This window comes from Streptomyces iconiensis, assembly GCF_028657195.3.
Taxonomy (GTDB): Bacteria; Actinomycetota; Actinomycetes; order Streptomycetales; family Streptomycetaceae; genus Streptomyces; species Streptomyces iconiensis.
On record NZ_JANCPR020000001.1, the window covers coordinates 41,932 to 60,154 of the forward strand.

The following is an 18,223-nucleotide window of genomic DNA, read 5'->3' on the forward strand; positions in this document are numbered from 1 at the left end:
GAGCCGGCGCAGCTCCGTGCGCGGTACGCGGACGCGCCCGTTCCGGGACCCCGGCCGTGCATCCGCTCTGAGAGACGGCCCGTACCGCGCACCGCTCGTCCGGCTACCATGCGCGGCATGAGCGCACCGCAGATCCCCGAGCAGGCCACGGAGCAGGCCACGGAGGCCGCCGAGCCGGCCACGGAGCAGGCTACGGAGCAGACCCAGGACACGCCCGTGCTCGCCACGGCACGACGTGCCAGGACGGCCTCGGCCGAGCTGGCCCCGGCGCCACGTGCGACGCGGGACGCGGCACTGCTCGCCGTCGCCGACGCGCTCCTGGCCCGTACGGACGAGATCGTCGCCGCCAACGCCGAGGACGTCGCCGCCGCACGCGCGGCCGGGACCCCAGCGTCGGTCGTCGACCGGCTCACGCTCACCCCCGAACGGATCGCGGGCATCGCCTCCGACGTGCGGGACGTCATCGCGCTCCCCGACCCCGTCGGGCAGGTCCAGCGCGGCTCGACGCTCCCCAACGGCCTGGAGCTGCGCCAGGTACGCGTCCCCCTCGGCGTCGTCGGCATCATCTACGAGGCACGCCCGAACGTGACCGTGGACGCCGCCGCGCTCTGCCTCAAGTCGGGCAACGCCGTGCTGCTGCGCGGCTCGTCCTCGGCGCGAGCCTCCAACACGGCACTCGTCGCCGTGCTGCGCGACGCGGTCGCCTCGGCCGGGCTCCCCGCCGACGCCGTCCAGTTGGTGCCGGGGGAGAGCCGCGAGAGCGTCAAGGAGCTGATGCGCGCACGCGGCCTCGTCGACGTACTGATCCCGCGCGGCGGCGCCTCCCTCATCAGGACCGTCGTCCAGGAGTCCACCGTGCCGGTCATCGAGACCGGCACGGGCAACTGCCATGTGTACGTGGACGAGAGCGCCGACATCGACACGGCGCTCGCGATCCTCGTCAACTCCAAGGCGCAGCGCCCCAGTGTGTGCAACGCGGCGGAGACCGTACTCGTGCACGCCGGGATCGCCGCCGACTTCCTCCCGCGCGCCCTCACCGCGCTCGCGGAGGCGGGGGTCACCGTCCACGGCGACGCGGCCTGGCAGGCGACCGGCGAGGGCGTGGTGCCGGCGACGGACGAGGACTGGGGCTGCGAGTACCTCTCGTACGACATCGCCGCAGCGGTCGTGCCCTCGCTGGACGCCGCCGTCGAGCACATCCGCACCTGGACCTCGGGGCACACCGAGGCGATCGTCACCCAGGACACCTCGGCCGCGCGCCGCTTCACCACGCTGGTGGACTCCGCCGCCGTCATGGTCAACGCCTCGACGCGGTTCACGGACGGTGCGCAGTTCGGCTTCGGCGCCGAGATCGGCATCTCCACCCAGAAGCTCCACGCGCGCGGTCCGATGGGCCTGCCCGAGCTGACCTCGACGAAGTACGTGGTGACGGGCGACGGCCATATCCGGCCTTGATCGGCGCGGACGGCCGCCGACCCCTGCTGAATTCCCGCTCTCCCTGCCCAAATTGACCGCATAGGTCTACGCTGGGACGCGTGCCGGACGACGTGGGGGGCCAGCCGTTCCCGGACGGTGAGGAGCCCGACAGCCGCGACCATGGGGCAGCGGACGAGGAGTTCGCCTCCGTGGTGCTCGACGAGGACTTCGTGCGGGCGGCGGAGGTGCACGAGCCGACGGCCACCGAGCGCATGCTCGCGGCGGCCCAGTCGCACGCGGAGAGCGACCTGCCCCGCATCCTCGAAGAGGGCTTCGGACACGGCGCAGGCGAGGGCGAGTTCCCGCATGACGGGGACTCCGAGGACGCGGAGGACGACCCCGAGGACGGGGAAGGCCGCTTCGACCGCTCGGACTACGACCTCGGATACGGCGTTCCCGCCGAACTGGCGGACGCCGACGACATGGACCTGGAGGGACGCCCCGGCGGCCCCTCAGCCTTCGGCCCCTTCCCCGCGCCCGGCATCCATGGCGAGGCGTACGCCGGTGGATTTCCGCCAGGACTCGACTCCGAGTACGAGCACGGGGCCGACTACGGCTACGCCTACGGCGCGTACGGCGCCTCGGGGCGTTTCGGAGGCCCCTACGGAGCGCACGGCGCGGCCTCGCGCCCGTACCGGGGCCACGGGAGCTGGCAGCGCCCGATCGCCTGGGTGCTGGCCGTGGTGATGGGCATCGGCATGGTCGCGCTGGCCTTCACGGCCGTCTACAGAGGCGCGTCGAACCAGCGCCAGGACCCCGCGCCGCCGCCCGCCACCACGGGCGTCGAGCCCACGGGCGCCGCCGTACCGGGCGCGCTGCCCTCGGTCTCGGCGGACACCGGAGCACCCACGGCCTCGGCCGAGCCACCCGACGGCTGAGCCGCCGGGACCCCTGAGCCGCCGTACGACCGCTGAGCCGCGGTGGCCCCCTCACCGGGCCGGGGGGCGTCCGTGCGGGCTCGCGTGTACGGCCCGCGTGGGGCCGCGCGCTTGGGACGTCCGTTCGAGGCGCCCTTCTGCGCCCGCGTCCCTCCGGAAGCGGGCGGGGGAGTCAGGAGCGGGAATCCGGCGCGTGAAAAGGCCCATAAGAATCCTGGAAGTTGACGCACACCAGGTCGTTTACCTCAGCCCCTTCGGTCCTACTCTGTTCTTATGTCCGGGCGAAAGGATCCTCCAGAGGGGACGCCTGAGGGTGTCCCCGGAGGCGGCGACGACGAGTACCGCTCCCTGGTGTTCGACGAGTCGTTCATCAAGGCTGCGCGGCTTGAGGAGTTCTCCGCACAGGAACGGATGGAGGACGAGGAGCACGCCGCGGTGCGCAGCAGGCCGGATGCTCCTGGCGGCGACAGGTCCGGGCTCGGCTTTTCCCGGCAGGGCCTCGTGCTGGTGCTGCTGATCGCCGTCGCCTTCGGCACCGCGATCTACATGGGCGTGCGGAATCCGTACCAGAGCCCGCCCAAGGCGGGCGCCGAGCCGATGCGCAACTCACTGCTGCCGCTCGCGCCCGACGGAGTCGTGCCAGGGGCCACCCCGGCCGACCTGTTCGAGCACAGCCCGGCGGCGCAGTTCCGTAACGGCGCCGACGGTGTGACCCTGCCGCCCGTGCGCCGCAGCGCGCACTTCTCCGAGAGCCAGGTGCTGTCGGCGCTCACGGACGCCAAGGACTACGTCGTCGAGAGTTCCCTGAATCCGAAGGTGTTGACGGGCGGCTCTGTGCGCTCGGTGCGGCTCCTGCTCAACGCGAGCCAGCAGGACCAGTTCGACCAGAGCGTCGAGAACTCGCGCAACGACGGACGGCACGCGGCGACCGCGTGGATGGTGCGCTTCGACCCGGCCAGGACCGCGCTGGCCGACCCCAGGGTGCGGGTCAACGGCACCCTCGCTGTCCAGGAGGCCGGCGCCAACGCGCTGGAGGTCACGGCCGACCACGTGTTCGTCTACGCCGTGCGGGCAGCGGACGCGGGCAAGGGCAAGGACGCCAAGCGCGCCGCCTCGCTCTTCTCCGTACGGCGTGAGGTGCGCTTCCACTTCGAGCGTGAGGACCTGCGCGACCACCAGTTGAGCGTGCGCCAGGTCTCCATGCGGGCCGGCCCGATGACGTGCGCCGAGGACCCCTCGGACGCGTTGACGCCGCTGCTGGCGGGGCAGCGTGCCAAGAACGAGGGGCCGGCGGGGACCGACCCCTTCGCACGGGGCCGGTCGACCGCTTCGATGTGCGGGGTGCTGGCGGCTAGCGCTCAGCCGAGCCCGGATCGTCCTTCCCATTAGCGCTGCCGTCCGGGCCGCTCTGGCCAGGACCGCCGCTCCTGCCACCGGTGAAGGTGTCGCGGAGCTTGCCGCCCAGGTCTCCCGCGCCGCCCGCGATGTCGCGGACGAGGCCCATCAGCGGGTCCTTGCTGTTCTTCATGGAGTCGGTGTAGTGGCTGGCCGACTGGCGGAAGGAGTCCGCGACCGAGGTCTCCTTGTCGTCCTCACGCTTCTCGTAGTGGCCGTCCATGATGCGCTGGTAGTCGCGGCTGGCCTCCCACTTCTTCAGCTCGGCCGCACGCACCGTGGTGAAGGGGTGGCTGCGCGGCAGCACGTTCATGATCTTCAGGACGGAGTCCCGCAGATCGCCGCCCGCCTCGTACTCCTCGGCCTGCGCCAGGAACGAGTCGACGTTCATCTCGTGCAGGTGGTTGCCGCCCGCCAGCTTCATCAGGCCGCGCATGGACGCCTGGAGGTCCTGGCCCACCAGCAGACCCGCACGGTCGGCTGAGAGTTCGGACTTGCGGAACCATTCGCGCAGAGCGGTCACGATCGCCAGGATCGCGACGTTGCCGAGCGGGATCCAGGCGACCTTGAGAGCGAGGTTGGTCAGGAACAGCAATATCGTCCGGTAGACGGCGTGACCGGAGAGCGCGTGCCCTGCCTCGTGCCCGATGACCGCCCGCATCTCCTCCTCGTCCAGCAGCTCGACGAGCCCGGTCGACACGACGATGATCGGCTCGTCGAGACCGATGCACATCGCGTTGGGCTGCGGGTCCTGATTGACGTACATCGGCGGGACCTTCTCCAGGTCCAGGATGTAACAGGCGTCCCTCAGCATCGAGTTGAGGTGGGCGAACTGCTGATCGCTGACCCGTACCGAGTCGGAGAGGAAGAGCAGCCGCAGGCTGCGCTCAGGAAGCAGCCCGCTCAGTGCCTTGAAGACCGTGTCGAACCCGCTCAGCTTGCGCAGCGCGACGAGCGCCGAGCGGTCGGCCGGGTGTTCGTATGCGCGGGAAGAGATCCCGGGAAAGCGCCGCCTGTCGCGGCCGGGCAGGCGCTCCGTGCCGCCTGTGCCGTCTGTGGCATCTACCATCGTGGTTATCCCCCTCTACGGCTGGACTGTCCAGACTAGAGGGTGGACGCCGGAACGGGTCCGTCCGTTGCGTGACCGTGAAAGGCGCGGGACGGACCGGGGATGCGCCGGAGACCTGAGTCGGGGTGAGCGACCCCGGGGCACACGCTTACGATGTGCCTGAACAGCCGTGTGCCGCACAGTCCACTCGTGCCGCACAAGCCCACTGTCCGCGCCTCACGGGATAGGTCCTGCCGACGATGACTCTGCCCAGCACCGCACATGACGCCCTGCTGACCCTCGCCTCCGGTGAGCACAGCGAGCGGCACGAGAGCCTCAGCCCGTTCGTCGTGGGCGGTGGCGCGCTGCTCGCCCTCTTTCTGCTCCTGTGGATCACGACCCGCTTCAACCGGGACCGCTGAGCCACCCGGCCACGCGCCGCCCGGTCACCTGGACAGAGGATAGGGTCCGCACGCATGGGAGAGAACGGCGAGGGCGGAACGCCCGCCACAGGTAAACGGCGGCTCGGTGTGATGGGTGGAACGTTCGACCCCATCCACCACGGCCACCTGGTGGCAGCGAGCGAGGTCGCGGCGCGCTTCCACCTGGACGAGGTCGTGTTCGTACCCGCGGGGCAGCCATGGCAGAAGAGCCACCAGACGGTGTCGCCCCCCGAGGACCGCTATCTGATGACGGTCATCGCGACCGCTTCGAACCCGCAGTTCTCGGTCAGCAGGATCGACATCGACCGCGGCGGCAAGACGTACACGATAGACACGTTGCGTGAGCTGGCCGAGATGAACCCGGACACCGACCTCTTCTTCATCACCGGTGCCGACGCGCTCTCGCAGATCCTCAGCTGGCGCAACACCGAAGAACTGTTCTCGCTCGCCCACTTCATCGGCGTGACGAGGCCCGGCCACGCGCTCGCGGACCCCGGACTGCCGCAGGGCGGCGTCTCGCTGGTGGAGGTCCCCGCGCTGGCCATCTCCTCCACCGACTGCCGCGCACGGGTGGAGCGCGGCGATCCGGTCTGGTACCTGGTCCCCGACGGTGTCGTGCGGTACATCAGCAAGCGCGTGCTGTACCGGGGGGACCGAACAGAGGGGCCGCAGGTGTGAACGACGGCTACGGACACGACCCGTACGGACAGCAGCCCGAGATCATCGGCTACGACGAGTACGGCAGGCCCGTCTACCGGCAGGAGGCGGCGCAGGGCGGACAGGAATACCCCGGCCGGCAGCACTACGCGGGCCAGGGCTACCCCGCGCAGGGGTACGCGCCGCAGGACCCGTACGCCGCCCCCGGCAGCTACGACCCCGCCGCCCCCGGCTCCTACGACCCCGTCACCCCCGGCGCCTACGACCCGTACGCGCAGCCCCAGCAGCCGCCGCAGGCCCCCGGTCAGCAGCAGCCTGGCTATGACCCGTACGCGGGCCACCCCGGCCAGGCCCAGCCGGGACAGCAGGACCCGTACGGCCCGTACGACCCGTACGGCCAGGCGCCGGGACAGCAGACCGCCGGCCAACAGCAGGCCGCGCAGCAGCAGTCGGCCGCGCCGCAGCAGTCCACGCAGCGACAGGAGTGGTTCCCGCAGCAGACCCCGCCCCCGCAGCAGGAGAGCTACGGGCAGCAGGAGCAGGGCGGACAGCCCGCCTACCAGGAGCGGGGGCAGGAGCAGGCGCAGCCCACCGTTCCCCGGCAGGCCGCTCGCGGGCCGGGGCAGGTCAGCGGCGAAGAGGAGTACCACACCGAGCAGTTCGCGTTCGTCGAGGAGCCCACGGACGACTCCGAGGACGTCATCGACTGGCTCAAGTTCTCCGAGAGCCGTACGGAGCGGCGCGAGGAGGCCAAGCGGCGCGGCAGGCACCGCATCGTCGCGCTCGTCGTCGCCCTCGTGCTCGTCGTGGCCGGCGGCGTCGGCTACCTCTGGTACGAGGGGATGCTGCCGGGACTCGGCGGCGCCAAGGACAAGGGTCCGGCCGCCGCCGGCAAGCAGCGGGACGTGATCCTCGTGCATCTGCGCGAGGCGGGCGGTGGCAGCTCAACGGCGCTCCTGGTCGACAACGCGAGCGCCGGCCAGGGCAGCACCGTCCTGCTGCCGAACTCCCTCGCGGTCTCCACGGAGGACGGCACCACGACCACGCTCGGCAAGTCCGTCGAGGACCAGGGCGCCTCGCCCACCCGCGACGCCCTGGACACGCTGCTCGGCTCCGACATCAAGGGCACCTGGCGGCTGGACACCCCGTATCTGGAGAACCTGGTCGAGCTGGTCGGCGGCATCGCGCTGGACACCGACACGTCCGTGCCCGGCGCCAAGAAGAGCGACAAGCCGCAGGTCGAGCGGGGCGAGGCCCAGGACCTGGACGGCCGTGCCGCCGTCGCTTACGCCACCTACAGGGCCCAGGGCGAGCCGCAGGGCAAGCAGCTCGCGCGGTTCGGGCAGGTGATGCAGGCCGCGCTGAAGAAGCTGTCGGGCGAGCCGGCCGCCGCGACCAAGACCGTCGAGTCCCTCGGCCAGATCCCCGACCCCTCACTCTCCGAGTCCCAGCTCGGCGCCTCGCTGGCCAAGCTGGCGGAGCGCGCCAAGGGCGGCGACTACCGCACCCAGGTGCTTCCCGTGCGCGCGAACGGCACCCTCAGCCGCCAGGCGGGCGAGGCCGTGGTCGAGAAGGTGCTCGGCGGCACCGTCAAGAACTCCGACCCCGAAGCCGCACTCCGCGTGAGCCTCAAGAACGGCACGGGCAAGCGCGGCATGGACAACGCCGCGTCCGCCGCGCTGGTCAACGGCGGCTACACGGTCGCCAAGGGCGGCGCTTCCGCCACCCGGCCCACCTCGCTGGTGACGTACGCCAAGCCGGAGCAGAAGGCCAAGGCCGAGGAGGTCGCCAAGACCCTCGGACTGCGGGGCACCTCCGTCCGCAAGGCCAAGGGCTCCGCGAACGCGGATGTCACCGTGCTGCTCGGCGGCGACTACAAGGCCGGCTGATCATCGCTGATCACCGCTGGTCGCTTCGGACGGCGAGCCCGTCCAGGCCGCAGGTCACAGGCACGACCCGCCGCGGCCCCGCTCCCCGGGGCGGGGCCGGCCGGGAGAGCCGGCGGGGACCGGCCGGGCACCTGAGGCGGAGGCTTTCCGCGCGGGACCGGCGCGGGAAGCGGCCGTGAGACCCTTGAACCTGATACGTACACGCCGTTCCCGACCCGAAAGCATCGCCTGTGACCGCCACGGACCGTTCAACCGAGCTGATCAACGCCGCCGCTCAGGCCGCCGCTGACAAGCTCGCGCACGACATCGTCGCCTACGACGTCAGCGATGTCCTCGCCATCACCGACGCCTTCCTCCTCGCCTCGGCACCCAATGACCGCCAGGTCAAGGGCATCGTCGACGGGATCGAGGAGCACCTGCTCAAGGAGCTGGGCGCCAAGCCCACGCGCCGCGAGGGTGAGCGCGACGGCCGCTGGGTGCTGCTCGACTACATCGACATCGTCGTCCACGTTCAGCACAGCGAGGAGCGCGTCTTCTACGCCCTGGAGCGGCTGTGGAAGGACTGCCCCGAGCTCGACCTGCCCGAAGAGGCGAAGGCCACCCGCGGCAAGGGGGCCGAACACGCGCGGGAGAGCGAGCTGGACGGAGAGCTGAACTGAACGGGAACACGGAAGCGGTCAAGGGCCGCAAGATCGTCCTGTGGCGCCACGGGCAGACCGCGTGGAACCTGGAGCGCCGCTTCCAGGGCACGACGGACATCGCGCTCACCGACGAGGGCCTCGCGCAGGCACGCCGCGCCGCCCGGCTGCTCGCGGCGCTGAGGCCGGACGCGATCATCGCCTCCGACCTCCAGCGCACGACGGCGACGGCGGCGGAGCTGGCCGCGCTCACGGGGCTCGACGTCGCGCACGACGAGTCGCTGCGCGAGACCTACGCGGGTGCCTGGCAGGGCCTCACCCACGAGAGGATCGTCGAGCTGTACGGCGACGAGTACGCCGCGTGGAAGCGGGGCGAGCCCGTGCGGCGCGGCGGCGGTGAGCTGGAGACCGAGGTGGCCGACCGGGCCGCTCCGGTCGTCGAGCGCAGCGTGGACAAGCTGCCCGACGGCGGCACGCTCGTCGTCGTCAGCCACGGCGGCACCATCCGCACCACCATCGGTCGGCTGATCGGACTCGCGCCGCACACCTGGGAGGCGCTGGGCGGGCTCTCGAACTGCTGCTGGTCCGTCCTGGGAGAGACACAGCGCGGCTGGCGGCTCCTGGAGCACAACGCGGGCAGCCTGCCCGAGCCCGTGCTCGGCGACGACGACTGACGGGCGACTGAGGGACGGCTGAGGCGCGGGACCGATTTCTCATTCCGCCTGGTCGCCGGTTAAGCTTCTTCTCGTTCGCGGCGCTCCGGCGCCCGGGCCCCGGGGCTATAGCTCAGTTGGTAGAGCGCTTGCATGGCATGCAAGAGGTCAGGAGTTCGATTCTCCTTAGCTCCACGGAGGCGAGAGGCGAGTTGTGTCCGCAGGTGTGCGGAGCGGCTCGCCTCCGTTGTTTTTGCGTGGCTTCGCCCCGCGTTCGTGGGGGCTTCGCCACCCACACCCCCCTTGCTGTGGCTGGGGTTCGTTGTCGAGTCTCCCCGTGGTTCGGGTCCGTGTCGGGTCTCCTCGCGGTCCGAGTCCGTGCCGAGTCTTCTCGCGGGCCGGGTTCGTTGTCGGGTCTTCTCGCGGGCCGGGTTCGTTGTTGGGCCTTCCCGTGGTTCGGGTTCGTTGTCGGCTGTTTCCGTGGTGGCCGGGGCGTGGTGACTCTTCTGGGGGCCGGTGGCGTGGTGGCTCTACTCGCCGCCGGGCCCGGGGGTCGGCTCGGGGGGTGGGATCTGGGTTGTGGCTCGGTGTCCGTTGCCGTTTCCGGTGTGCAGGTGTGCGGTGCGCAGCATGGTGGAGCGTATGTAGGACAGCGGGCGTGCGTGCACCGGGCAGCCGATCACCGGGTCCTCGATCTCCCGCAGCCGCGCCGTCCGGCTCTCGGTCTCCGTGTCGTGGGGCGAGTAGACGACGATCCGGGTCTCGGGGGCGCCGCTGATCTCCAACGAGGTGGAGGTCAGCCGCAGTTCACCGACCGAAGCGTGCTGCACCAGCTTCACGCGTGCGCCGGTTGGGGAGACATCGCCGCTGCGCCACAGTGCGGAGAACTCGCCGCTCGCCGCGCACAGCTCGTCGACGAAGCCCTCCCAGGCCGGCTCGCCCACATGCCGGCCGTAGGTGCCGCGCAGCGTGGCCACCAGGAGGGGCAGTTCCTCCTTCCGGTTCAGGATCGCGCAGCAGCACGGCCGCATCGTCACGAACAGCTGCCACAGCACGTTCCGTTCGGGCCCTCCGACGATGTCCAGGACCGGAAAGATGTGGCGGTAGGCGGAGTTGGCTGCCAGTACGTCGTACCGGCCGTTGTAGACCACGGCGGGCAGTGGGTCCATCGACTCGATGATGCGGTGCACCTCGGGGTCGATCTCCTCGGCTGTGCGCTCCCGTTCGGGAACGTAGGGCACCTCGGCCAGGTGGTACAGATGCTCGCGCTCGGTCTGGTCCAGCCGCAGCGTGCGGGCCACGGCGTCCAGCACCTGCACGCTGGCGTTGATCGGTCTGCCCTGTTCCAGCCACGTGTACCAGGTCACGCCCACACCGGAGAGCTGCGCGACCTCCTCGCGGCGCAGGCCAGGGGTGCGGCGCCGCAGGCCCGGTGGCATGCCGACGTCGGCGGGGGAGACCCGTGCACGGCGGGTGCGCAGGAAGGCGGACAGCGCGGGGCGCCGTCGGCGCGACGCCGCTTCCGCTCGGCTCTCGGCGATCGTGGTCACACCCTCCATGGTCGGGGCAGCCGCCAGAAGCTGCCAGGTGCTGTCAGTACCAGCATCAGCGGGCTCTCATAAGTCCGTGCGCCCGGCCCGCAGGCTCGGCGCATGACCACAGCCTCTTCGTCCTCCACCGCGCAGGACACCCCCTCGTTCCGTTCCCCTCCGCCAACTCCCGTGCTCAGTAAAGACGACGGCACTGACAATCCGGCCGCCGCCGGGGCCCATGTGCGGCGCGTGCCCCGGCCGGGGTGGCTGCTTGTCATCGTGCTGACGGGCCAGTTCATGTCGCTGCTGGACACCTTCATCGTGAATGTCGCGGCTCCCGAACTCCGGGCCGACCTGCACATCTCGGGCTCCGGGCTCCAGTTGGTCGTTGCCGGCTACTCCATCGCGTACGCCGTACTGCTGATCACAGGTGCCCGGCTGGGCGGACTGCTGGGCCACTCACGGGCTTTCCTCTGCGGGCTCGTCGTGTTCACCGGCGCCTCCCTGGCCTGCGGTCTGGCGTCCAGCGGCGGCCAGTTGACCGCCTTCCGGCTGGTGCAGGGCGCCGGGGCCGCGATGATGCTGCCGCAGGTCCTCAGCCTCATACAGCGCACGTTCACCGGTACGTCCAGGAGCCGCGCGCTCGGCGCGTACGCCGCTGTTCTCGGTGTGGGAGCAGCGGCGGGGCAGATTCTGGGCGGGGTACTGGTGGACGCGGACCTGTTCGGCTGGGGCTGGCGGCCGGTGTTCCTGATCAACGTCCCCGTAGGAGTGCTGTTGCTGGCTGTCGGCCCCTGGCTGATGGCCGCCCGGTACGACGGCCCTGACGAGGGGGCACGCCGTTCGCTCGACCTTTCGGGGCTGGTGCTGCTCGCCGCGGCGGTCCTGTTGTTCACCGTTCCCGTGGTGCTCGGGCGCGAACAGGGCTGGCCGGTATGGGGATGGGTCTCACTCGGCCTGTGCGCCGCGCTCTTCGCCCTGTTCGCGTGGTACGAGACACGGCTCGCGCGGCGCGGGGGCAGCCCGTTGATCTCGCCGCGTGTGTTGCGGGCGCCTGGTGTGCCGGTGGCCGTCTTCCGCATCTGCTGCATGATGGCCGTCAACTCGGGGTTCTTCTTCGTGCTGATGCTCCACTTCCAGGAGGGGCTGGGCCAGAGCGCGCTGCGTGCGGGGCTCACGCTGATCCCGACCGCCGTGGCCTTCGCCGTCACCGGAACGACCTGGCGCATGCTGCCGGCCACCTGGCATCCCGCGCTGTCGGCGACCGGTTTCCTCGTCGCCACCGGCGCCTTCCTGTGGCTGGGGGAACTGCTGTCCGGGCAAGGGGAGGGCGGACCGTGGCTCTACGTATGCCTGGCTTTCCTCGGTATGGGGCTCTCCCTTGCGTTCAACCCCGTTCTGACCCGGACGCTCGGGGGTATACGTCAGAGCGAAGCGGCCGACGCGAGTGGCCTGTTGGTCACCACGGCGCAGCTCGGACTGCTTCTTGGTGTGGCGGTTTTCGGAGCGCTCTTCCTGCAACGCGTGGACGGGGCGGCCCCTGCACCGGCGGCTTCCGCCGGTGCAGCCACGGCGACCTGCGCCGTCCTGGCGGCTGCGGCGCTGGCCGGAGGGCTCGTGGGACCGCTGAGCCGTGTGGTGCGCCGTGTACGGCGGGAGGATCGCTGACCGGGGCTCTGAGAGCGGGGCCGAACGTGGCAGAATCGACACGGCTGGAAGGGGGAAGGCCAAGGGGAGGGACGAGTGCGATGTCGGCGACAGCCCTCAGCGACGACGACCAAGGGCTCGCACTCCAGCTGGAGCGTTCGCCGGCTTCGCCCGATTCCCTCCAGTGCCCGTCCTGTGGTTCATCGAACGTCGCCCAAGTGCTCGGTGACAATGGAGGAGTTTCCTACGTGTGCACGGCTTGTGGCCACATCTGGAGCTGAGTGAGCGATGGGCGCGCACAGCAGAAAGTGCGACTGGTGCGGCAGCGGCACTCCGATCGTCCGCGACATGGAGCCGGTCAACACCGCGTTCCAGTACTGGTGCGAGGACTGCGCACGGGCGCTGATCATAAAGGGCGACCCGATCGAGACGTACCGCGAACTGGACGGCGAGCCCATCTACGGGCGCCTCCTGGACGCCCACTGCACGCTCAAACGCTTCTATTCCTTCGCCACGGCCTGACCCCGGCCTCTGCCCCGCGCCTGGTCACCCGCGTTCCCCGCGCGCCTCGTGTACCCGTGGTGCCTGGTGTACCCGTGCGCCCTGGGTCAAACTCCGCCGCCTGGCGATCGCCTGACCGCGCGGGCTCCCGCAGGTCCGGCGTACGCGCCGTATGCGGCATACCGGCGGGACGCGAGGTGCGGGCGGTTGGCGACTCGTACGGCGCCGGCTTGCGCAGCGCTCTTGCCGCCACGACCGCCGTGAGTACCAAGAAGGCGACCCCGACGGCCGGATAGATGCCGGAGAGCAGCATTTGACCGCCGTTCTGCCGCAGTTCAGGGGGATTGTCCGAGCCCGGAACGCGCGGTACCCACCACAGCGCGTACGAGCAGAAGAGCACCCCCGCCACCACCGTGCCGGCCAACCAGCGCCTACTTGCACGCCGTTGGGCCTCGGCGCCCAGCAGCACCACTACTGGCACGCACCACACCCAGTGGTGCGACCAGGAGATGGGGCTGATGAGCAGCGCCGTGACGGCGCAGGCCGAGGCGGCCCACGCGTGCGCGTGCGGAAGGCGGCGCTGCCCCGCGAGCATCGCGGCCACGGCCGAGCCCAGCCCGAGTACGGCCACCACGAGCGCGAGAGCCCCCCAGAGCCCGCCGGGATCGGCGGTGTGCAACAGGCGTGCCGCCACCCCGCTGAGGGACTGGTTGTCGGAGATCTCCGTGCGTCCCACCCTGCTCGACTGGAAGAGCGTCTCGCCCCAGAACGTCCGCGAGTCACGTGGCAGCACCAGCGCGGAGACGGCCACGGTGCCCAGGAAGGTCGCCGTGGCGACGGCGGCCTGGCGCAGCCTGGGGTTCCACGCGTCCGCCACGCTGCCCGTACGCCGCAGCCGCCGCCAGCCCTCCACGGCCCCGCACAGCGCCAGGAAGACGGCGAACAGCGCCGGTGTGAGCTTGATGCCGGCCGCGATCCCGATCCCGACGCCCGCGAGACGGTGCCCGGTGCGCCTGGAGAGGTCCCACAGGACCAGTACGGCGAGCAGCAGGTTGATCTGCCCGTAGCGCAGCGTCGTCCACACCGGCTCGCACCAGACCGCCACGGCGGCGAGCAGGAGCGTCACCGCCGGTCTGGGCACGTGCCGGGGCCTCCCGAGCAGCCGCAGTGTCAGATGGACGAGCACGACGAGCAGCGCGAGGTTCACGAAGGTGGCGGCGCCGCGCATGTCCCCGATGGTCAGCAGCGGAAGCGGGATGAACAGGAGCGCGGCGAAGGGCGGGTAGGTGGTCGGCAGATCGGCGTACGTGACGCGCATGGCGTACAGGTCGTGGCCGTTGCGTACAGTCCACCCCTCGGCGCGGTACACCAGCAGGTCGATCATGGAGACGTCGGCGGCGCGCTGCGCGACCCAGAAGCCGGTGAACGACACCAGGCACGCCGCCGCGGCGAGCAGGGTGGGACGGCGCAGCACATATGACTTGACCGCCAGGGGCCATTTGCTGTCGGCGGCCTGCTGCAACGTGCTCACGGGTTGTGGCTCCAGAAGTGCGGGTGGGGCCCGTGGGGGGCGCGAGAGGGGCGTCGCGCCAACGACAGTACCGGCCGATTCCCGAGGGGGAAGCGGGGGGCCGAGAGCGGCGCAAAAGCGATTTGGCAGAAGACGGCAGGGGGCGTGTAAGGTTGGCCAGGCCGCCGAGGGAAGACCCCGGGAAAGCCCCGGCGGACCAGAACATGGGGCTATAGCTCAGTTGGTAGAGCGCTTGCATGGCATGCAAGAGGTCAGGAGTTCGATTCTCCTTAGCTCCACGGAAGCGAGAGGCGAGCTGTGTCCGCAGATGTGCGGAGCGGCTCGCCTCCGTTGTTTTTGCGTGGCTTCGCCACGCGTTCGTGGGGGCTTCGCCACCCACACCCCCTTGTTGTGGCTGGGGTGGGTTGTTGGCTTTCCCCTGTGGCGCAGGTCGTTGTCGTCTTCGCACGTGGTCCGGGTTCGGTGTCCTGGATCTGTTCGCGGGGCGGGTGCTGGCGGGGGCTCGGTCTGGTTGTGGGTTCCCGTGGGCCGGGGGCTGTCTGAGGTTCGGCAGGGTGGCCTGATCCGGCTGGGAACGCGAGGGTCGTCCCCTCGCAAAGTCGGGGGTTCTTCTCTTCGGCGCTGAGGGCCGGTGCCGGGCGCTGGGCGGGGCTCTTGTGGGGCTCAAGAGAGGGGCTGGGGGGCCTTGCGGTACCCTGACGGCATGCGTGCTGTACGCCTTCTGCTTAGTGAGCCGCGCTGATCAGTCCCGACCCTTTGTGGATCGGAATCGGCGCGGCTTCCCCTCCTGTGCGAGGGGTTTTTTCGTTTGGTGACCGCTGAGCAGAGACGACCGATGGAGCTTTGAGGACGATGAGCGAGACGACCACCGCCGCCGAGACCGCGGCCCCCCATCGCTACACGGCGGCTCTCGCCGCCGACATCGAGGCACGCTGGCAGGACTTCTGGGAGAAGAACGGCACCTATGAGGCGCCGAATCCCGGGGACGGGCCGCTGGGCGGCGACCCGGAGCAGGCGGCGAAGCCCAAGAAGTTCATCATGGACATGTTTCCGTACCCCTCGGGTGCGGGGCTGCATGTGGGGCACCCCCTGGGCTACATCGCCACCGACGCGTACGCGCGCTACGAGCGGATGACGGGGCACAACGTCCTGCACACCCTGGGCTTCGACGCCTTTGGTCTGCCCGCGGAGCAGTACGCCGTGCAGACGGGCACCCACCCGCGCACCTCGACCGAGGCCAACATCATCCAGATGAAGGCGCAGCTGCGCCGCCTGGGTCTGGGCCACGACCAGCGCAGGTCCTTCGCCACCATTGATCCGCAGTACTACAGGTGGACCCAGTGGATCTTCCTGCAGATCTTCAACTCCTGGTACGACACCGATGCCGACAGGGCCCGTCCGATCGAGGACCTGGTCGCGCAGTTCGAGTCCGGCGAGCGGGAGACGCCGGACGCCTGGGGCCCGTGGAGCGGGCTGAGCGAGCGCGAGCGGGCCGATCTGCTGGGCGAGTACCGCCTGGCATACGCCTCGGACGCACCGGTCAACTGGAGCCCGGGCCTGGGCACCGTACTGGCCAACGAGGAGGTCACGGCCGACGGCAGGTCGGAGCGTGGGAACTTCCCCGTCTTCAAGGCCAAGCTGCGCCAGTGGAACATGCGGATCACGGCCTACGCCGACCGCCTGGTGAACGACCTGGACGGCCTGGACTGGCCCGAGGCCATCAAGCTCCAGCAGCGCAACTGGATCGGGCGGAGCGAGGGCGCACGGATCGCCTTCCCCCTGGACGGTGACACCGTCGATGTCTTCACCACCCGCCAGGACACGCTGTTCGGCGCCACCTACATGGTGCTGGCGCCCGAGCACCCCCTGGTCGGGAAGTTCGTCGCGGACGCCTGGCCGGAAGGCACCCATGAGGTGTGGACGGGCGGCTACGCCACCCCGGCCGAGGCCGTCGCCGCCTACAGGGCGCAGGCCGAGGCGAAGTCGGACGTCGAGCGCCAGGCCGAGGCCAAGGACAAGACGGGCGTCTTCATCGGCGCCTACGCCACCAACCCGGTCAGCGGTGAGCCGGCCCCGGTCTTCATCGCCGACTACGTGCTGATGGGTTACGGCACGGGCGCCATCATGGCCGTCCCCGCACACGACCACCGGGACTTCGCCTTCGCACGTGCCTTTGAGCTGCCGATGCGCTGTGTCGTTGAGCCCTCCGACGGGCGTGGCCCGGACCCCGCCACGTGGGACGACGCCTTCAGCTCGTACGACGCGAAGATCGTCAACTCGACCGACGAGAGCATCTCCCTGGACGGCCTGGGCGTCACCGAGGCCAAGGAGCGGATGACGGCCTGGCTGGAGGAGCACGGCTTCGGCGAGGGAACCGTCAACTACAGGCTGCGCGACTGGCTGTTCAGCCGTCAGCGCTACTGGGGCGAGCCCTTCCCGATCGTCTACGACGAGGAGGGCACCGCGCACGCGCTGCCCGAGTCGATGCTGCCCCTGGAACTGCCCGAGGTCGAGGACTACTCCCCGCGCACCTTCGAGCCGGACGATGCCGACACGTCCCCGGAGACGCCGCTGTCCCGCAACGAGGAGTGGGTCAACGTCACCCTGGACCTGGGCGACGGCAAGGGCCCCCGGCGCTTCCGCCGGGAGACCAACACCATGCCCAACTGGGCGGGTTCGTGCTGGTACGAGCTGCGCTACCTGGACCCCGAGAACGACCAGAAGCTGGTCGATCCGGATGTCGAGCGCTACTGGATGGGCCCCCGTGAAGGACAGCCCAGCGGCGGTGTCGACCTGTACGTGGGCGGCCAGGAGCATGCTGTGCTGCACCTGTTGTACGCGCGTTTCTGGTCCAAGGTGCTGCACGACCTGGGGCACATCTCGTCCTCCGAGCCGTTCCACAAGCTGTACAACCAGGGCATGATCCAGGCGTTCGTCTACCGTGACGTGCGCGGCATCGCCGTACCGGCCACCGAGGTGGAGGAGCGCGACGGCGCGTACTACTACAAGGGCGAAAAGGTCAGCCGCGTACTGGGCAAGATGGGCAAGTCCCTGAAGAACGCGGTCACCCCGGACGAGATCTCCGCCGAGTTCGGCGCCGACACCCTGCGCCTGTACGAGATGGCGATGGGTCCGCTGGACGTCTCGCGCCCCTGGGACACCCGCGCGGTCGTCGGCCAGTTCCGCCTGCTCCAGCGGCTGTGGCGGAACGTCGTCGACGAGGTGACCGGAGAGGTCGCCGTGGTCGCGGGAGAGCCGGACGAGGCGACGCTGCGCGCCCTGCACAAGGCGATCGACGGCATCGGCCAGGACATGTCGGCCCTGCGTTTCAACACCGCCATCGCCAAGATCACCGAGCTGAACAACCACGTCACCAAGCTGCCCGAGGTGCCGCGCTCCGTAGCCGAGACCATGGTGCTGCTGATCGCGCCGCTGGCCCCGCACATCGCCGAGGAGCTGTGGCGCAAGCTGGGTGGCGAGGACTCCGTCGTCCACCGGGACTTCCCGGTCGCCGACCCCGCTTACCTGGTGGACGAGTCCGTGACCTGCGTCGTTCAGATCAAGGGCAAGGTCAGGGCCAGGCTGGAGGTTCCGCCGTCCATCTCCGAGGCCGACCTGGAGGCCCAGGTCCTGGCCTCACCCGCGGTGATCGCGGCGCTGGGCGGTGCGGAGATCCGCAAGGTCATCGTCCGCGCGCCGAAGCTGGTCAACATCGTTCCGGCGTGAGCACGGGCCCGGCCGTCGCGTGAGTGACTGAGCGGCTGGCCGGGCCGTCGCGTGAGTGGGTGCCAGGGTCGTCTTACGGGTGCGTGGCCGGGCTGTCGCAGGGGTGCGTGGCCGGCGGTGGCCGCGTGAGCCTGTGAGGGCGTCACAGCGTGCCGGTGCGGGCTGAGTCGCTCTCCTCCGGCCGGTGTTGCCGGCACACCCCTACGGGG

The 18,223-nt window shown here is 70.4% G+C and carries 15 protein-coding genes and 2 tRNA genes; 14 read left to right on the plus strand and 3 right to left on the minus strand.

What is annotated here, in order from left to right:
- The first annotated feature begins 117 nt into the window (after positions 1 to 117).
- The 3 genes from NMN56_RS00165 to NMN56_RS00175 all read left to right on the plus strand — a co-directional run bounded on the left by NMN56_RS00165 (position 118) and on the right by NMN56_RS00175 (position 3,743).
- Entirely contained in the window at positions 118 to 1,455 is a 1,338-nt protein-coding gene (locus NMN56_RS00165; protein WP_274039921.1) for a glutamate-5-semialdehyde dehydrogenase, read from the plus strand.
- 80 nt (positions 1,456 to 1,535) lie between these two features.
- Complete coding sequence (locus tag NMN56_RS00170) at positions 1,536 to 2,354, plus strand: SCO2584 family spore wall biosynthesis protein (RefSeq protein WP_274039920.1); 819 nt, start codon at positions 1,536 to 1,538, stop codon at positions 2,352 to 2,354.
- Positions 2,355 to 2,627: 273 nt separating this feature from the next.
- A complete protein-coding gene (locus NMN56_RS00175; protein WP_274039919.1) occupies positions 2,628 to 3,743 on the plus strand; it encodes an SCO2583 family membrane protein in 1,116 nt (371 codons plus the stop codon).
- Here the strand turns inward: NMN56_RS00175 and NMN56_RS00180 are convergent.
- The gene (locus NMN56_RS00180; RefSeq protein WP_274039918.1) at positions 3,706 to 4,818 is read right to left on the minus strand and encodes a M48 family metallopeptidase; all 1,113 of its coding nucleotides are present in this window, start codon (positions 4,816 to 4,818) and stop codon (positions 3,706 to 3,708) included. The two genes, NMN56_RS00175 and NMN56_RS00180, sit on opposite strands and share 38 nt — an antisense overlap.
- 239 nt (positions 4,819 to 5,057) lie before the next feature.
- On the opposite strand from NMN56_RS00180, the gene NMN56_RS00185 reads away from it, so the two are divergent.
- From NMN56_RS00185 to NMN56_RS00210, 6 genes are all read left to right on the plus strand, one after another.
- On the plus strand, positions 5,058 to 5,219 hold the full coding sequence (locus NMN56_RS00185; RefSeq protein WP_274039917.1) for a hypothetical protein: 162 nt from the start codon (positions 5,058 to 5,060) through the stop codon (positions 5,217 to 5,219).
- Between the two features lie 54 nt (positions 5,220 to 5,273).
- Positions 5,274 to 5,918 (plus strand): nicotinate-nucleotide adenylyltransferase, encoded by a 645-nt coding sequence (gene nadD, locus NMN56_RS00190; RefSeq protein WP_274039916.1) that lies wholly within the window; start codon positions 5,274 to 5,276, stop codon positions 5,916 to 5,918.
- Positions 5,915 to 7,786, plus strand: coding sequence for an LCP family protein (locus tag NMN56_RS00195; protein ID WP_274039915.1), 1,872 nt, complete (start codon positions 5,915 to 5,917; stop codon positions 7,784 to 7,786). Before nadD ends, NMN56_RS00195 begins: the two co-directional genes overlap by 4 nt.
- Before the next feature lie 230 nt (positions 7,787 to 8,016).
- Positions 8,017 to 8,445, plus strand: a complete 429-nt coding sequence (gene rsfS / locus NMN56_RS00200) for a ribosome silencing factor (protein ID WP_274039914.1) — start codon at positions 8,017 to 8,019, stop codon at positions 8,443 to 8,445.
- Entirely contained in the window at positions 8,442 to 9,098 is a 657-nt protein-coding gene (locus tag NMN56_RS00205; protein ID WP_274040010.1) for a histidine phosphatase family protein, read from the plus strand. The genes rsfS and NMN56_RS00205 overlap by 4 nt, the downstream gene beginning before the upstream one ends.
- Positions 9,099 to 9,199: 101 nt before the next feature.
- A tRNA-Ala gene (locus tag NMN56_RS00210) sits at positions 9,200 to 9,272 on the plus strand.
- Between the two features lie 335 nt (positions 9,273 to 9,607).
- On the opposite strand, the gene NMN56_RS00215 is transcribed toward NMN56_RS00210, so the two are convergent.
- Entirely contained in the window at positions 9,608 to 10,636 is a 1,029-nt protein-coding gene (locus NMN56_RS00215) for a helix-turn-helix transcriptional regulator (RefSeq protein WP_274039913.1), read from the minus strand.
- Between the two features lie 93 nt (positions 10,637 to 10,729).
- On the opposite strand from NMN56_RS00215, the gene NMN56_RS00220 reads away from it, so the two are divergent.
- From NMN56_RS00220 to NMN56_RS00230, 3 genes are all read left to right on the plus strand, one after another.
- A complete protein-coding gene (locus tag NMN56_RS00220; protein WP_274039912.1) occupies positions 10,730 to 12,277 on the plus strand; it encodes an MFS transporter in 1,548 nt (515 codons plus the stop codon).
- Between the two features lie 80 nt (positions 12,278 to 12,357).
- A complete protein-coding gene (locus NMN56_RS00225; protein ID WP_274039911.1) occupies positions 12,358 to 12,537 on the plus strand; it encodes a hypothetical protein in 180 nt (59 codons plus the stop codon).
- A gap of 7 nt (positions 12,538 to 12,544) precedes the next feature.
- Positions 12,545 to 12,778: a hypothetical protein gene (locus NMN56_RS00230; RefSeq protein ID WP_274039910.1), complete on the plus strand. Its 234-nt coding sequence runs from the start codon at positions 12,545 to 12,547 to the stop codon at positions 12,776 to 12,778.
- On the opposite strand, the gene NMN56_RS00235 is transcribed toward NMN56_RS00230, so the two are convergent.
- The gene (locus tag NMN56_RS00235) at positions 12,747 to 14,288 is read right to left on the minus strand and encodes a glycosyltransferase 87 family protein (RefSeq protein ID WP_347178552.1); all 1,542 of its coding nucleotides are present in this window, start codon (positions 14,286 to 14,288) and stop codon (positions 12,747 to 12,749) included. The genes NMN56_RS00230 and NMN56_RS00235 overlap by 32 nt on opposite strands.
- A gap of 205 nt (positions 14,289 to 14,493) precedes the next feature.
- On the opposite strand from NMN56_RS00235, the gene NMN56_RS00240 reads away from it, so the two are divergent.
- Both NMN56_RS00240 and leuS read left to right on the plus strand, forming a co-directional pair.
- Positions 14,494 to 14,566: transfer RNA gene (locus NMN56_RS00240), tRNA-Ala, on the plus strand.
- A gap of 574 nt (positions 14,567 to 15,140) precedes the next feature.
- Positions 15,141 to 18,014 (plus strand): leucine--tRNA ligase, encoded by a 2,874-nt coding sequence (gene leuS, locus NMN56_RS00245; protein ID WP_274039909.1) that lies wholly within the window; start codon positions 15,141 to 15,143, stop codon positions 18,012 to 18,014.
- The last annotated feature ends 209 nt before the right edge of the window (positions 18,015 to 18,223 follow it).

Coding starts and splice junctions, on each gene's coding strand:
- NMN56_RS00165 (WP_274039921.1), top strand. CDS start 118: ATGAGCGCACCGCAGATCCCCGAGCAGGCCACGGAGCAGGCCACGGAG.
- NMN56_RS00175 (WP_274039919.1), top strand. CDS start 2,628: ATGTCCGGGCGAAAGGATCCTCCAGAGGGGACGCCTGAGGGTGTCCCC.
- NMN56_RS00180 (WP_274039918.1), bottom strand. CDS start 4,818: ATGGTAGATGCCACAGACGGCACAGGCGGCACGGAGCGCCTGCCCGGC.
- NMN56_RS00185 (WP_274039917.1), top strand. CDS start 5,058: ATGACTCTGCCCAGCACCGCACATGACGCCCTGCTGACCCTCGCCTCC.
- nadD (WP_274039916.1), top strand. CDS start 5,274: ATGGGAGAGAACGGCGAGGGCGGAACGCCCGCCACAGGTAAACGGCGG.
- NMN56_RS00215 (WP_274039913.1), bottom strand. CDS start 10,636: ATGGAGGGTGTGACCACGATCGCCGAGAGCCGAGCGGAAGCGGCGTCG.
- NMN56_RS00220 (WP_274039912.1), top strand. CDS start 10,730: ATGACCACAGCCTCTTCGTCCTCCACCGCGCAGGACACCCCCTCGTTC.
- NMN56_RS00225 (WP_274039911.1), top strand. CDS start 12,358: ATGTCGGCGACAGCCCTCAGCGACGACGACCAAGGGCTCGCACTCCAG.
- NMN56_RS00230 (WP_274039910.1), top strand. CDS start 12,545: ATGGGCGCGCACAGCAGAAAGTGCGACTGGTGCGGCAGCGGCACTCCG.
- leuS (WP_274039909.1), top strand. CDS start 15,141: ATGAGCGAGACGACCACCGCCGCCGAGACCGCGGCCCCCCATCGCTAC.